Source organism: Devosia sp. Root635 (assembly GCF_001427605.1).
Classification (GTDB): Bacteria; Pseudomonadota; Alphaproteobacteria; order Rhizobiales; family Devosiaceae; genus Devosia.
Genome location: NZ_LMGZ01000002.1, coordinates 1 through 14,816, shown reverse-complemented (window position 1 = coordinate 14,816; position 14,816 = coordinate 1). Strand labels below are relative to the sequence as shown.

The window sequence follows — 14,816 nt, the reverse complement described above, 5'->3', positions numbered from 1 at the left end:
CAGCCGCCCCCCTGCTTTGAGGAGCGACCAGAACCCTTCGACCGGCCCTAGGCGTCCTTCTTGTCCAACCCGTAATAAGTATGGAGCGCGCGAACCGCAAGCTCAGCATATTGCTCATCGATCAGTACCGAGGTCTTGATTTCCGAGGTGGTGATGAGCTGTATGTTGATGCCCTTGTCGGCCAGCGCCTTGAACATGGACGACGCGACGCCCGCATGGCTGCGCATGCCCACGCCCACGACCGAGACCTTCGCCCCGCCCTTGGAGCCGCTGAGCCGCGCATATTCGATGCGGTCCCCGGCATTCTGCAGCGTCTTGACCGCCTTGTCGTATTCGCTGTCGGGCACGGTGAAGGTGATGTCGGTGGTGGCGCCGTCATCGGCGATATTCTGCACGATCATGTCGACGATGATGCCCTGATCGGCCAGCGTGCCGAAAATGGCGGCGGCCACGCCCGGATTGTCCTTGACGTCGCGCAGGGTGATCTTGGCCTCGGCCTTGGCGAGCGTCACGCCCGAAACGATCTGCTTTTCCACGATCTCATCCTCATCGCAAACCAGTGTGCCGGGTACGCCCGGCGTCCCGTCAGGCGCCAGCTGGGGCGCATCGGGATCATCGAAACTCGAGCGGACCAGCAGCGGCACCTTATAGGCCATGGCCATCTCGACCGAGCGGATCATCAGCACCTTGGCGCCAAGCGAGGCCATTTCCAGCATTTCCTCGAAGGAAATCCTGGTGAGCCTTTGCGCCTTGGGCACGATACGCGGATCGGTGGTGTAGACGCCATCGACATCGGTATAGATATCGCAGCGATCGGCCTTGACCGCCGCCGCCACCGCCACCGCCGAGGTGTCCGAGCCGCCGCGGCCCAGCGTGGTGACCCGTCCATGCGGGGAAATGCCCTGAAAGCCGGTGATGACCGGCACCCAGCCATCCTTCATCCGCTTGTCGAGTTCGGTCGGGTCGATTTCGGTGATGCGCGCCGCGCCATGCGCGTCGTCGGTACGGATCGGCACCTGCCAGCCGGCGAATGAGCGCGACTGGATGCCCATTTCGCTCAGCACGATGGCCATCAGCCCAGCCGTTACCTGCTCGCCCGAGGCGACCACCGCGTCATATTCGCGGGCATCGTGCAGCGGGCTGGCCTCGTTGACCCAGCCCACCAGCTCATTGGTCTTGCCCGACATAGCCGAAACCACGACGGCCACTTCATGGCCGGCATCGACCTCGCGTTTCACATGGCGCGCCGCCTGGCGGATGCGCTCGACACTGGCGACCGAAGTGCCACCGAACTTGACGACGATGCGGGCCAATTGCTTCCCCGGAACCCCGCCGAACCCGGCGGTACGCTTTGTTGTGCGGGGACATACGACAAAGGCGGCATTGAAGCAACGGGCTTGGCCACCCCGATATGCGGGGTGACCATAGTGGCTCCGACAAGCACGCTGGCGCCGACAAGGAGTTTGCCATGTTGCGTCGCGCGCTTGCCATCATCACCACCAGCCTTTGCCTGGTGTTCCCTGCCATGGCCCAGCAGGAAGTCATCGATCGCTTCGTGGCGCTCAAGACTGCCCAGGCGATCGACGAGAACTGCCGGTTCTTCAAGCAGTTCGAGCGCGATCGTATCGGTTACATAGAGAGCGACCTTCTGGCCCGGCTGGATTTTGCCCGGAACCGCCAATCCGGCAAGATCAGCGAAGCGGATTACCTGACCCAGTACGACGCGCTTGAAGCGCAGGCCGGGGCCAGGGCCGAGACCATTGCCTGCACCGACAATGCCGCGGCCGGAGCCTATATCCTGCCGCTGCGGGGAGAGGCCGCGCCAGCCATCTATGCCGACCTGATGATTGCCGTGCAGATGGGCAACCTGACGCCGGAGCAGACACAGGCGGCCCATGCCTTCGAGGGCATGATCCAGCCGCTCTACAGCCAGAACTGGCAGGGCTTCGTGCAATATGCCCAGCAGCAGGCACAGGCCAAGCTCGATGAGGCCAAGCAGGCCGATCTGGACTCATCCTCACTCAGCAATACCAATCTCTTCGGTGGCCTTGACGGCCTGGGGGGCGGCTATGCTTTCGGTGACTATTCCATGGAAGCCCCCAGCTTTAATCTGGACTTCACGGTGCAGTCGGCCGTGCGGGTTGCCGACAACATCCTGTTCGAAATCGTGGCCGAACAAGCCCGGTACCGGTTGATCAAGAAGCATAACCCGGAGGTTCTGGGCTATATCAGAAGGCTCACCGACGGAGCGATGAACCCGGTCGCCGACGTGTGGCAGGACGTCGGCCGCTATCCGACGCTGGAAGAAGGGCCGTCGATCTACGCAGTCTTTACCTTACAGCCGGATGGGTCGACGCGGGTGATGACCTTTGGTGCCGATGCCGGCCGCGTGGCGGATGGCTCGGTCACCGTGCTGGTTCATCCCCGGCTGGGGTCGGACCTTGGCAACGACTTCACCTATGCCCGTGGCCAGGAATGGTGGGACGCCGCGACCGTGTTCGAGGCGACGCGCATTGAAGATGGCTGCCTTGGCGGCCCGTGCTTCAGCCTGCCCGCCGAACTTGTCCCCGCCATCCTGGAAGGGGGCTACGGACAATATTTCCGCTTCTTCTTCTCCACCGCATCCAACCCCGAAATGCCGCTGCCGACCGACCTCGCCATCCAGACCAACAACACCTATGAACTCTTCGCCCGGCAGTCCTTCCTGGCCGCCGAGGCGCCCTGACCCTGCGACGCCCGCGCGCCTTGCCTTGGCCATGACGGCGAGGTGATATGTGCCAAACGGAGCTCGCCATGACCGCCACCACCATCAACGACGCCGAGATCGCCAAGTTCACCGCGATGGCCGAGGAGTGGTGGGACCCGACGGGCAAGTTCAAGCCGCTGCACAAGTTCAATCCGGTGCGCCTGTCCTACATCCGCGAGCACCTGCTGGCTCATTTCAACCTGGACGGCACCGCCATGCGCCCCTTCGAGGGCCTGACCATCCTCGACGTCGGCTGCGGCGGTGGCCTGCTCTGTGAACCGCTGGCCCGGCTGGGCGCCACAGTCACCGGTATCGACGCGGCCGAGCGCAATATCGCCATTGCCCGGCTGCATGCGGAAAAATCGGGGCTCGCCATCGACTACCGCGCCACCACCAGCGAGGCGCTGGCGGCGACCGGAGCGCGCTATGACATGGTGCTCAACATGGAGGTGGTGGAGCATGTCGACAATGTGCCGCTCTACATGAAGAGCTGCGCCGACCTGGTAAAGCCGGGTGGGCTGACGCTCACCGCGACGCTCAACCGCACCCTGCGCGCCCGCGCCTTCGCCGTCTTTGCCGCCGAGCGCATCCTGCACTGGCTGCCCAGGGGCACCCATGACTGGAACAGGTTTCTCACGCCCGACGAGATCAAGACCCTGCTGACCCGCAACGGCCTCAGGATCACCGGCGAGACCGGCGTAGTGTTCCACCCCCTGGCCGACGAATGGCGCCGCTCGCGCGACATGGGCATCAACTACATGGTCATGGCCGAACGACCGGCCGCCTGACCGGCGATATACGCAAAAACTTCCGCTCTAGACGGCATTATACGCAGAGACTTCCGCCGCCCCGCCGCCGGTGTCTGGCACGCTCGCTCCCATCAATGTGGAGGCGTGCCATGACCATTGCCGTTGACGCTGCTGCCCCCTGCCCGCCAACCATCACTTTCCGCCGGCCGGCGCTGATGTGGTGGCCGATTTTCACCCCCCGCAAACCGCGCCTGCCGCCCGACCTGTCGCGGGAACAGTTGGAAGATGCCGGCATTCCCCTCGAACGCGCCGGCTTCGGCCGCAGCGCCGATGTATCGAGGCTGGCCATCACCCTGCTGGAATCGCAACGCTGAGACGGCGCCGGGCCGATCGGGCCGCAAATCTTGTCCCCCTGCCGGCGGCTGGCTAGACTGACGGCATGGAGGAGACAGCGACCGCCACCAAATCGGCACCGATGGAGGCCGAGCCGTTCCCGCAAGTCCCGCCCGCCCGCTCGGTGGCAGAGGTACGGGCGCATCCGAACTTTGCCGCCACGCGGCGCCGCTTCCTGCTCGCTTTTGCCACCGATCCACAGGCGCAGGGCAGCAGCCCGGCCATGCGGCTGCTCAGCGATCCCGGCCGCATCGCGCTGTTCAGCACGATCGTGACCCTCTATTTCCATTACGATCCCGACGAGCGCGCCACCTGGCCCACCATCGGCCTCATCCGCAATGTTTTCCTGCCGCTCGGCCTGTCCAGCGCTCGCCGGCTCGACGCCATCCTGGCGCGACTGCAAAGCATCGGGCTGCTCAGCCTAGTTGACTCACCCGCCGACCGCCGGCTGCGGCTGGTGCTGCCCACCGAGCACATGCTGGACCTCGACCTGGACCTGCTGGCGCGGCAGTTCTCGTGCCTCGACAGCTTCCTGCCCGGCACCAATATCGGCGGTCCGCTCCGTGAGGGCGATCGCCGTTACCAGCGCGCCCTGCGCCATGTAGCCAGCCGCACGCGCTCGCTGGCCCGGCAGCCGCTGGAGCTGGCGGGCCGGCTGCGGCCGATACTGGCGCGGCAGGACGGGGTCAAGCTGCTGGCGCCCTATCTGGTGGCCGCGCATGACGGCGACCCCACCAGGGTCAGCCTGTCCTTCGACACGCTGGGCCTGCGCAGCCGCACCTCGCGAACCCATATCCGCAATCTGTTCAACGAGCTGGCCCAGCTGGGGCTGGCGCGCCAACACCGGCCCGGCGGCCATCAGGTGGAACTGCTGCCCGAACTGCTCGACCTGGCGGACAATTTCATTGCCTCCGCCATCGCCAATTACGCCCGCGGCTGGGCCATTGCCTGCTGGCTGGTGGAGACCGACCCGCGATATGCGCAATATTTTCCGCCAGCGGCGACGGACTAACTGCTTAACTCCCGCTGCGCCCAGCGCTTTCGCGGGCCCTGGCGTATTCCTACCCAACTGGGCCTGGCAGCTTGCCAGGCCTTTTTTCCGAGGCGGGACGCCGCGGGGCTGGCCGCCTGATTTGGCGATACGAGGCCGGGGCAATGCGCTAGGATTGCGGCGTCCAATTCCGGAGCCACCATGCGCCTCATCTCCCTAGCCGCTGCCTGTGTCTTCACCCTGCTCGCCACCCCCGCCTTCGCCCAGAGCGAAGAGGATGTCATGGGCCAGATCGAGAACCTGCATGGCATGTCGGTGGAATTCGGCGAGGCCTTTGGCCTCATGCAGGATGCGTTTCTCTTCGCCGACCCCACCACCATCGCCGATCTCGGCGTCTACCCGCTGACCGTGGAAGCCAATGGCGAAATCTACGACATCCTCGAGCCGCAGGACCTGGTCGACAATTTCGATTACCTGCTGACTCCAGACACTATCGCCGCCCTCTCCAGCCAGGACTATGCCGACCTCATCGTCACCAGCGACGGCGTCGGCTTCGCCAATGGCGCGCTGTGGATGAACCTGATCTGCGTCGACGACGCCTGCGCCCAGGCCTGGTGGGGCATTACCCGCATCAACAACTAGCGTTTGGCCCGCCATAGAACCGTACCCGTCGGTACGGTTTCGATTGATCCGGTTCTGGAATGGGTCTAAGAAAGATCGACCGCGCCTATCTCAATGGGCGCAACGACTTCCGAGGATATCGCCATGCCAGCCTATCGTTCCCGCACCACTACCCATGGCCGCAACATGGCCGGCGCGCGTGGCCTCTGGCGCGCGACGGGCATGAAGGACGGCGATTTCGGCAAGCCGATCATCGCCGTGGTCAACAGCTTCACCCAGTTCGTGCCCGGCCATGTCCATCTCAAGGATCTCGGCCAGCTCGTGGCCCGCGAAATCGAGGCGGCCGGCGGCGTGGCCAAGGAATTCAACACCATCGCGGTCGATGACGGCATCGCCATGGGCCATGACGGCATGCTCTATTCGCTGCCATCGCGAGACATCATCGCGGACAGCGTGGAATACATGGTCAACGCCCATTGCGCCGATGCCATGGTCTGCATCTCCAATTGCGACAAGATCACCCCCGGCATGCTCAATGCCGCCATGCGTATCAATATCCCGGTGGTTTTCGTGTCCGGCGGCCCGATGGAGGCCGGCAAGGCCATGCTCAAGGGCAAGCTGCAGGCGCTCGACCTGGTAGACGCCATGGTGATCGCCGCCGACGACCACTATACCGACGCCGAAGTCCAGGCCGTCGAGGAAGCCGCCTGCCCCACCTGCGGCTCCTGCTCGGGCATGTTCACCGCCAATTCCATGAACTGTCTTACCGAGGCCCTGGGCCTTTCCCTGCCCGGCAACGGCTCGACGCTGGCCACTCATTCGGATCGCAAGCGCCTGTTCCAGGAAGCCGGCCACCTGATCGTCGACCTGGCCCGCCGCTGGTATGAGCAGGACGATGCTTCGGTGCTGCCACGCTCCATCGCCACCAAGGCCGCGTTCGAAAACGCCATGAGCCTCGATATCGCTATGGGCGGCTCGACCAATACGGTGCTGCATATCCTGGCCGCGGCCTATGAAGGCGGCGTCGATTTCACCATGGACGATATCGACAAGCTGAGCCGCAAGGTGCCGGTGCTCTCCAAGGTCGCGCCGGCCAAGGCGGACGTGCATATGGAAGACGTGCATCGCGCCGGCGGCATCATGGCCATTCTCGGCCAGCTCGACCGCGCCGGCCTGATCAATCGCAAGGAACATACGATCCATTCTGCCACGATGGGCGATGCCCTGGATAAGTGGGATATCTCCCGCACCAATTCCGAATCCGTGCGCAATTTCTTCATGGCCGCCCCCGGCGGCGTGCGCACCACGCAGGCCTTTTCGCAGTCCAACCGCTGGGCCGAACTCGACCTCGACCGCCAGAATGGCGTCATCCGCTCGGCCGAAACCCCCTTCTCCAAGGATGGGGGCCTCGCCGTGCTCAAGGGCAATGTCGCCATCGATGGCTGCATCGTGAAGACGGCGGGCGTGGATGAATCCATCCTCAAATTCACCGGCCCGGCTCGCGTGTTCGAGAGCCAGGACGATACGGTCAAGGCGATCCTCTCCAACCAGATCAAGGAAGGCGATGTTCTCGTCATCCGCTATGAAGGCCCGCGCGGCGGCCCCGGCATGCAGGAAATGCTCTACCCGACGAGCTACCTCAAGTCCAAGGGCCTGGGCAAAGCCTGTGCCCTCCTCACCGATGGCCGCTTCTCCGGCGGCACGTCGGGCCTCTCCATCGGCCATGTCTCGCCGGAAGCTGCCGAAGGCGGCACGATCGGGCTGGTGCGCGAGGGCGACACGATCGAGATCGACATCCCCAATCGGACGATCACTCTCTTGGTGAGCGCCGATGAGCTCGCCCAGCGCCGGCACGACCAGGACGCGTTGGGCTGGAAGCCGGCCCATCCGCGCAAGCGCAACGTGACCACGGCCCTCAAGGCCTATGCGGCCTTTGCGACGAGTGCGGCGCGAGGTGCGGTGCGCGATACCGAGGCTATCGACAAGCTGTGGAATTGAGGCGGACGGGTTCTTGCGACTGAATTGTCAGTCGACACCCTCCCCCTTGCGGGGAGGGATCAAGGGTGGGGGGTGTTTAGCCCCGATTTATATCGTGGCTCCCAACACCCCCTCCCAGCCTCCCCCGTCAAGGGGGAGATGCCGATCCAGTTCGCGGAAACGGCCTCTGCGACAATCGCGTGACAAGCCCCGCTGCCGGTGCTACATGCCCGCTCAGCCACCTGACGGTCTGCCAAGGCTGTCTTTTGGTCAGGTTCGATAGCGGGGATTCCACCCTCCCTATCGAACCGACCCTGATCTCTCAGACATCGCAGACTTTCTTCACCTCTCCCTTTGGGGGAGAGGTCGACTTGCGAAGCAAGGCGGGTGAGGGGGCCTTTTCTTGATACGGTGCTGGGGGAAGGCCCCCTCACCCGGCCTTCGGCCGACCCCGGATCAAGTCCGGGGCAGGCTCTCTCCCCCAAAGGGAGAGGTGAAGAAACATCACCCCTTGCGGCCGATCCGATCCAGCGTGGCGAAGTCGTCATCGCTGAGCGTGATCGCGGCTGCCGCGACATTCTCTTCGAGATGCTTGACCTTGCTGGTGCCCGGAATGGGCAGCATGACCGGCGAGCGCTTTAGCATCCAGGCCAAAGCCAGCTGGCTGGCCGAGGCGCCGTGCTTGTCCATGATGGCCTTGAACTCGGCGCTTGACGATTCCAGGTTCCCGCCATCGATCGGGCGCCACGGGATGAAGCCGATGCCGTTGGCTTCGCAATAATCCAGCACATCCTCGGCCTTGCGGCTCACCAGGTTGTACATGTTCTGCACCGTCGTCACCTTGAAGTATTTGCTGGCTTCCTTGATGTCGGCGACGCTGACCTCGCTGAGGCCGACATGGCGGATCAGCCCATCCTGCTGCATCTGCGCGATGGCGCCGAACTGGTCTTCGCGCGGCGTCTGGCTCTCGATGCGATGCAGCTGCCAAAGGTCGATGACGTCGCGCTTGAGGCGGCGCAGGCTCTGGATGGCGCCCTGGCGCAGGAATTCCGGCCGACCGAGCTGGTGCCATTCATCCGGCCCGGTCCGGGTCAGCCCGCTCTTGGTGGCAATGATGGTGCCCCTGGAATAGGGTGCCAGCACTTCCCCGATCAGCTCCTCGCTGACATAGGGGCCATAGCTTTCCGCCGTATCGACGAAATCGACATTGAGTTCGGGCAGGCGCCGCAGGGTGGCCTTGGCTTCTTCCGGATTCTCGGGCGGACCCCAGATGCCGCGGCCGGTAATGCGCATGGCGCCGAAACCCAGACGGTTGATCTTGAGGTCACCGCCAATGGCAAACGTGCCCGAAAGGGCTGCGTCGAGTGTGGTCATCTTGATATCTCCGTTTGGTCGCGCCGGGAGTGGCGCTCGGAACTAGCGGGGACAGAACGTCCCCTGAGGGCACGACCTCGTGGTTCGACAAGCTCACCATGAGGTCTACTTTTGAATCGGTCTTTCAACAGGCCTCATCCTGAGCTTGCCGAAGGGCGAGGCCGTGGCAGGATTTCAGTTGTCGTCAGCGACGTCGGGCAGCGGCAGGAAATCCACGCCGTCTTCGAGCAGGCCGGCGACTTCGTCGCGCGTGGCTTGGCCATAGATGCCGCGGGCTTCCACTTCCTCGAAATGAATCTTGCGGGCCTCTTCGGCGAATTTGTCACCGACATAGTCGGCTTCGCTGGTCACCTTCTGGCGATAGGCCCGAACCATTTCGCGGAATCTTGCCGCATCGGGATGGGCCGCGCTCAGCGAGACTTTTTCGCCGACGGTCCGCGCCACGGATGGCGCCATTGGCGCTTTCTCGATTGCCCCATCGCCACAGACGGCGCAGCTCACGATGCCGCGCGCCTGCTGGTCATCGAACGCGGCGGCGCTCTTGAACCAGGCGTCGTAGGTGTGGCCCTTGGAGCAATGGAGCGAATATTGGATCACAACAGCAAGTCTCATGGGCCCGTGCGGCCCGGTTGGTTGAGTAACGATATAGGGCGCTGGCTTAAGGCTGCAACGCCCCCGGAAGGGCAAAGTTTCGCGCATTGGCCAGTGCGGGGATGCGCTGGCGTGCGTCGACGACCTGTTCGGGAGCAATCTCTGCCAGCAGCACGCCGGGACGATCGAGATCGAGCTCGGCGACGATCCGCCCCCAGGGATCGATGATGAGCGAGTGGCCATAGGTGGCCCGGCCATTGGGGTGCTGGCCGCCCTGCGCGGCGGCGATGACATAGGAGCCCGTCTCGATGGCCCGCGCCCGCAACAGCACATGCCAATGCGCCTGCCCCGTCGGCACGGTGAAAGCCGCCGGCACCGCGATCAGGTTCGCTCCGGCATTGGCCAGGGCATTGTAAAGCCTGGGAAAACGCATGTCGTAGCAGATGGACATGCCCAGCGTGAACGGGCCGAGATCAGCCGTCACCGCCACGTCGCCGCCGGCATAGGTGGCGCTTTCGCGATAGGCATTGAGCCCGGCAATATCGGCGTCGAACAGGTGAATCTTGTCGTAGGTCGCGAGCTGTTTCCCATCCGGCCCGAACAATACGGAGCGATTGGCGAAGCGCCCATCGGGCAGCGGCACGGCCAGCGAGCCGATATGGATATACATGCCATGCTGGCTTGCCAGTTCGCCCACCCGCGCCAATTGCGGGTGCCCCTCAAAGGGCGCGGCGGTGCTGCGCAATTGATCCCGGTTTTCCGGGAAGATCATGGTAACTTCAGGCGTCAGCACGTAGGAGGCGCCGGCCGCGGCGGCCTCGGCCAGCATCGGTTCGAGCGCGGCGAGATTGGCCTCGGGGTCCAGCCCAGACTGCATCTGGATGGCAGCGATTTTCATGGGTCTACCGGGCCAGCAGCGGGTCGAGCCCGCCGCGGCGATCCAGCGCCGCCATATCGTCATAGCCCCCGATATGGGCATCATCGATGAAGATTTGCGGCACCGTGCGGCGACCATGGGCGCGCTCGGTCATCGCCTCGCGCATATCGGGATCGAGGGCGCTGATCTCGGTATAGTCTGCACCCTTGTCGGCCAGCAGCGACTTGGCGGCATGGCAATAGGGACAGGTCGGCGTGGTGTAGATCTCGATCTTGGCCATCAAAATTTCTCCAATGGGAACAAGGTATTTATCCCTTATATGGGCAAGTCCGCCCCAATGACAACGCGGGCGAAGGTCACGACGTCGATAGCGTCGACCCCGGCCTTGCGCAGGGTGCGCGTCAACGCCTTGACCGTGGCGCCGGTCGTATAGACATCGTCCACCAGCACGATGCGCCGGCCCCCGAGGCGCAGGACAATATCGGGATGGGTGGCGAAGGCGCCGGCGACATTGCGCTGCCGCCCGCTGCCGCTGAGGCCCACCTGCTGGCGGGTGCGGCGGGTGCGCCGCACCAGCGACGGGTCGACCCTGAGCCCGGTCAGGCGCCCCAGCGCCTGGGCCAGTTCGGCCGACTGGTTGAAGCGCCGCTCGCGCTGCCGCGCCGGATGCAGCGGCACCGGCACGAGGACAGGCTTGTCAGCCCACAACTCGTGCCCGGCCCCGGCCATCAACCGGGCGCAGAAGCCGGCCAGTTCGGGCCGATCGCCATATTTGAGGCGCGACACTAAGGTCGCGGCAACCTCGCCATAGATGACCGCCGAGCGGGCCCGGCCAAAGGGCGGCGGATCGGCCAGCGCCTCGGCCGAGAGCGTGCCGGGACCAAGCGAGGCGGCAAAGGGCAAGCCCAGCACCGGGCAGAGTGGCGCGGTGATATGGCGTACGCTATTGAAACAACTGGAACAAAGCGTATTCGACGTGGCCGTTGGCGCTTCGCAATTAAGGCAGACCGGTGGATAGGCGAGGTCGAGCGCCACGCCGCCCAGCCACCTGATGCCGCCGGCAATGTGTCGGCGCCACGTCCCGCTTTTGACAAGCCCCTCGACGCTCTCCATAACGCCCATAGTGTCACACTGCCAACCGGCCGCAAGACCATCATGAGCCAGCCACCCGCCCTATTCGACGCCGCCCTGATCGCCCGCCACCTGGCGCGGCGGACGGGGATAAGTGATTTCGTCACCGACCTGGTGCTGGCCGATCTAGAAGACCGGCTGGGCGCACTGCTCCGCGACTTTCCCAAGGCCGCCATTATCGGCCCAGATGAGGACAGGTTGCCGCGTTTCGGCCAGACGGCCAGCGCCCGTTTCCCCTTCCAGCGCCATGCCGCTTTCGGGGCGCATGATGACATGCCCGAGCTGGACGGGGACAACTTCAACCTCATCGTCTCGCTGCTGCACCTGCAGGCGATCAACGATGTACCGGGCTATCTCGCCCGGCTGCGGGCGAAACTGGCGCCCGATGGCTTGCTGATGATCGCGGCTTTGGGTGGGGAAGCGCTGACCGAGCTGCGTGAGGCGTTCCTCGTGGCCGATGCCCAGGTTTTCGGCGGCGCTTCGGCCCGGGTGGCGCCGATGATCCAGGTGCGCGACGGCGGCGGATTACTGCAGCGGGCGGGACTGGCTTTGCCAGTGGTCGATGTGGAAACGCATATCGTCCGCTACGCCAACCCCTTCGCCTTGATGAGCGAAATCAAGGCTTTGGGCGCCTCCAATCCGCTGGTCGACCGCCCGCGCCGGCTGGCCACGCCGGCTTTGCTGGCGGCGGCGGCACAGGCCTATGCCACAAACGACAGCGACCCCGATGGCCGCATCCGGGCCACGCTGGAAATCATCTGGCTTTCGGGCTGGGCGCCGCATGAAAGCCAGCAGCAGCCGCTGAAACCGGGTAGCGCCACCACGCGGCTGGGCGATGTATTGGCGCAGCAGACGGGCGGCAAAAAGCCGTAACATCAGGCCCGTTGATGTTAGCGGACTGTTAGCATTGACGCGTTGGATGCGTGGGTGGGGTGAAGCTGGACCACTTGGGGGAGAGGCGGGCCGCAAATATCTCAGTCGACACCCTCCCCCTTGCGGGGAGGGATCAAGGGTGGGGGATGTTTAGCCCGAATATCAGGGCCAACCGCCCCCACCCCAACCCTCCCCCTTGCGGGGAGGGAGCCACCCGGTGGGTGTGATGCGTTCGTGCCAACTCGACCCAAAACAAAAAGGCCGGTGTTGCCACCGGCCTTTCCAATGCTTTGAACCAGTTCGCCTACGCGGCAGCTTCCTCGTCGCTTTCGGCGGCGTCGGCCTTGGTGCGGCGCGGCGACTTGGCCAGGTTCTTCTCGATGAGCTGCACGGCTTCGGTCAGCGTCAGCTTGTTGACAGCGCCGATCTCGCGGCTCATGCGGTCCATCGCCTGCTCGAACAGCTGGCGTTCCGAATAGGACTGCTCGGGCTGTTCTTCGGAGCGATAGAGATCGCGCACGACTTCGGAAATGGCGATCAGGTCGCCGGAATTGATCTTGGCTTCGTATTCCTGGGCGCGGCGCGACCACATGGTGCGCTTGACGCGGGCGCGGCCGGTGACGGTGACCAGCGCCTGAGCGACCAGATCTTCCTCGGCCAGCTTGCGCATGCCGACAGACTTGATCTTGGCGACAGGCACGCGCAGGGTCAGCTTGTCCTGTTCGAAGCTGATGACGAACAACTCAAGGGTCAGGCCGGCAACTTCCTGTTCCTCGATCGAGACGATCACACCGACGCCATGCGCCGGATAGACGACATACTCGCCCGTCTTGAACCCAAGCCGTGTCTGTACCTTCTTGGCTACCATATTCATGGAACTCCTTGTTGACGCCCCAAATGGACAGTTCCCTGCGGGAAGGACCGTCCATTCCTACTCTTCGTTACTGGCGCCCAAAATGGACGCCGCGCGCAGCAAATAACCCCATGGCCATCCGGTTCCGCTTTCCCGGAGGGTCAAGTCATCCGACAATGTTGTCAAAAAAATCGTGCCTTAAGGCACGGGCTGGGTGACGGGCTCAACTGCATCTGAAGAGACCATAGCACAAAATTTCAGCAGAATCAAAAACTACGAATCAGGTGTGGATTTGGCGCCCCGCATTTGGGGCAAGGATGTGGCTGGACGCCGGATCCGGCTTTTGCGCGGACTTGCCCACAGCCTGTCCATACCTGCCGGCTGGAGGACCTGCGCGGGACTTCCTACACATGCGGCGCTTCCCTCGGACTTGATCCGCGGGTCTTTCGTCGCTTGTGCCGGGTGGAGAGTGACCCGCGGATCAAGTCCGCGGGAGGCGATTGTGGCCGGAGTTTTCGTCCGAGGTTTCCCGTCGGGGAGACGAAGGAACTCAGTCGCCTTCGCCGGGCTCTTCGGAGAAATACTTGGCTAGCTTGCCGTCTTCGCCGTCCTTTTCCTTGGCCTCGGGCAGCGGGTCGCGGCGCTCGGTCAGGTTGGGCCATATGGAGGCGAACTTGGTGTTGAGGGCCAGCCATTCGTCGAGCCCCGACTCGGTGTCGGGCTTGATGGCTTCGGCCGGGCATTCGGGCTCGCACACGCCGCAATCGATACACTCGTCCGGGTGGATCACCAGCATGTTTTCACCCTCGTAGAAACAGTCCACGGGGCACACCTCCACGCAGTCGGTGTACTTACAGGCGATGCAATTATCGGTGACGATATAGGTCATATCGGGGCGGCAGTCCGGCAGGTCTCAACGGGTCCGGTGCTAAACCGTTTTCGGCACCACCGCAAGGCTGCCGCGGCGCACCTTTTGGCGCAGGCAGGCCCCAATGGAGAACACTGTTTCGGCTATGGGCGATGGTGGCGAAACACCACATCCTCGGGGTCCTGCTTCGGCGCGGCGGGGTCGCGCACCGCACCCAGCCTCTCGGCCACCGCGATGGAGCGGGCATTGGCCGGATCGCAATAGCTGACCAGTGTGACCAGCCCACCGGCGGTGAAGGCCCAGTCGCGCAGCGCCCGCGCCGCCTCGAGCGCATAGCCATTGCCCTCATGCCCTTCATAGAGCAGCCAGCCCAGCTCCTTTTCGGGAAACAGCGGGCCGTGATTGATGCCAACCTGGCCGACGCATTGCCCGGTCTCGGTGCGGTCGATCATCAGCGCGCCATGGCCGAACAGACGCCACAGCGCCACGTCGTGGCAGAACATGCCCCAGGCGGCTGACATGTCGAAAGGGCCGCCCATATGGATGGAGCGGGGTGAGGCCATCAGTGCCGCATAGGCCGGGAAATCGGTATAGGCCGGCGGGCGGAGGGTGAGCCGGGCGGTGGTGAGGGTTGGAATGGTCATGTTTTCCTCTTCGCTCTCCCTACCACAGATCGTCACCCTCGGGCTTGACCCGAGGGCTCTGTACTTGCCGTAGGCGCAGCAAGTGAAACGCCCTCGGGTCAAGCAACTGTCGATTGTTTGACGATAGC

The 14,816-nt window shown here is 64.1% G+C and carries 16 protein-coding genes and 1 pseudogene; 7 read left to right on the top strand and 10 right to left on the bottom strand.

Annotation, left to right across the window (positions count from 1 at the left end; translation table 11 throughout):
• Positions 1-47: 47 nt before the first annotated feature.
• A complete protein-coding gene (locus tag ASD80_RS02070; RefSeq protein WP_056228306.1) occupies positions 48-1,313 on the bottom strand; it encodes an aspartate kinase in 1,266 nt (421 codons plus the stop codon).
• Positions 1,314-1,468: 155 nt separating this feature from the next.
• On the opposite strand from ASD80_RS02070, the gene ASD80_RS02065 reads away from it, so the two are divergent.
• From ASD80_RS02065 to ilvD, 6 genes are all read left to right on the top strand, one after another.
• Entirely contained in the window at positions 1,469-2,725 is a 1,257-nt protein-coding gene (locus ASD80_RS02065) for a hypothetical protein (RefSeq protein WP_156460289.1), read from the top strand.
• A gap of 68 nt (positions 2,726-2,793) precedes the next feature.
• Positions 2,794-3,534, top strand: a complete 741-nt coding sequence (gene ubiG / locus ASD80_RS02060; protein ID WP_200950200.1) for a bifunctional 2-polyprenyl-6-hydroxyphenol methylase/3-demethylubiquinol 3-O-methyltransferase UbiG — start codon at positions 2,794-2,796, stop codon at positions 3,532-3,534.
• 110 nt (positions 3,535-3,644) lie between these two features.
• On the top strand, positions 3,645-3,869 hold the full coding sequence (locus tag ASD80_RS02055; RefSeq protein WP_056228296.1) for a hypothetical protein: 225 nt from the start codon (positions 3,645-3,647) through the stop codon (positions 3,867-3,869).
• Between the two features lie 65 nt (positions 3,870-3,934).
• The gene (locus ASD80_RS02050) at positions 3,935-4,900 is read left to right on the top strand and encodes a hypothetical protein (RefSeq protein ID WP_056228293.1); all 966 of its coding nucleotides are present in this window, start codon (positions 3,935-3,937) and stop codon (positions 4,898-4,900) included.
• 180 nt (positions 4,901-5,080) lie between these two features.
• Complete coding sequence (locus tag ASD80_RS02045; protein ID WP_056228291.1) at positions 5,081-5,521, top strand: hypothetical protein; 441 nt, start codon at positions 5,081-5,083, stop codon at positions 5,519-5,521.
• Between the two features lie 123 nt (positions 5,522-5,644).
• Complete coding sequence (gene ilvD, locus ASD80_RS02040) at positions 5,645-7,498, top strand: dihydroxy-acid dehydratase (RefSeq protein WP_056228586.1); 1,854 nt, start codon at positions 5,645-5,647, stop codon at positions 7,496-7,498.
• A gap of 483 nt (positions 7,499-7,981) precedes the next feature.
• Here ilvD and ASD80_RS02035 read toward each other — a convergent pair whose 3' ends face one another.
• The 6 genes and pseudogenes from ASD80_RS02035 to ASD80_RS19020 all read right to left on the bottom strand — a co-directional run.
• Positions 7,982-8,851 carry an aldo/keto reductase gene (locus ASD80_RS02035; RefSeq protein WP_056228289.1) on the bottom strand — a complete coding sequence of 290 codons (870 nt, stop codon included), beginning with the start codon at positions 8,849-8,851 and terminating at the stop codon, positions 7,982-7,984.
• Between the two features lie 174 nt (positions 8,852-9,025).
• Complete coding sequence (locus ASD80_RS02030) at positions 9,026-9,463, bottom strand: DUF1178 family protein (protein ID WP_244488910.1); 438 nt, start codon at positions 9,461-9,463, stop codon at positions 9,026-9,028.
• A 46-nt stretch (positions 9,464-9,509) separates the two neighbouring features.
• Positions 9,510-10,340, bottom strand: a complete 831-nt coding sequence (locus ASD80_RS02025) for a carbon-nitrogen hydrolase family protein (protein ID WP_056228283.1) — start codon at positions 10,338-10,340, stop codon at positions 9,510-9,512.
• Between the two features lie 4 nt (positions 10,341-10,344).
• Positions 10,345-10,599 carry a glutaredoxin 3 gene (grxC, locus tag ASD80_RS02020; RefSeq protein ID WP_056228280.1) on the bottom strand — a complete coding sequence of 85 codons (255 nt, stop codon included), beginning with the start codon at positions 10,597-10,599 and terminating at the stop codon, positions 10,345-10,347.
• Positions 10,600-10,634: 35 nt separating this feature from the next.
• Positions 10,635-11,222, bottom strand: coding sequence for a ComF family protein (locus ASD80_RS02015; protein WP_244488921.1), 588 nt, complete (start codon positions 11,220-11,222; stop codon positions 10,635-10,637).
• Positions 11,223-11,267: 45 nt separating this feature from the next.
• Positions 11,268-11,432: pseudogene (locus ASD80_RS19020) on the bottom strand (double zinc ribbon domain-containing protein); the annotation flags it as partial.
• Between the two features lie 42 nt (positions 11,433-11,474).
• On the opposite strand from ASD80_RS19020, the gene ASD80_RS02010 reads away from it, so the two are divergent.
• Entirely contained in the window at positions 11,475-12,323 is an 849-nt protein-coding gene (locus ASD80_RS02010) for a hypothetical protein (protein WP_056228277.1), read from the top strand.
• 304 nt (positions 12,324-12,627) lie between these two features.
• Here the strand turns inward: ASD80_RS02010 and ASD80_RS02005 are convergent, their stop codons facing one another.
• The 3 genes from ASD80_RS02005 to ASD80_RS01995 form a co-directional block, all read right to left on the bottom strand.
• Positions 12,628-13,197: a CarD family transcriptional regulator gene (locus ASD80_RS02005; protein ID WP_056228275.1), complete on the bottom strand. Its 570-nt coding sequence runs from the start codon at positions 13,195-13,197 to the stop codon at positions 12,628-12,630.
• Between the two features lie 529 nt (positions 13,198-13,726).
• Positions 13,727-14,065, bottom strand: a complete 339-nt coding sequence (gene fdxA, locus ASD80_RS02000; protein ID WP_056228272.1) for a ferredoxin FdxA — start codon at positions 14,063-14,065, stop codon at positions 13,727-13,729.
• A 122-nt stretch (positions 14,066-14,187) separates the two neighbouring features.
• Complete coding sequence (locus ASD80_RS01995; protein ID WP_056228269.1) at positions 14,188-14,688, bottom strand: GNAT family N-acetyltransferase; 501 nt, start codon at positions 14,686-14,688, stop codon at positions 14,188-14,190.
• Between the last annotated feature and the right edge of the window lie 128 nt (positions 14,689-14,816).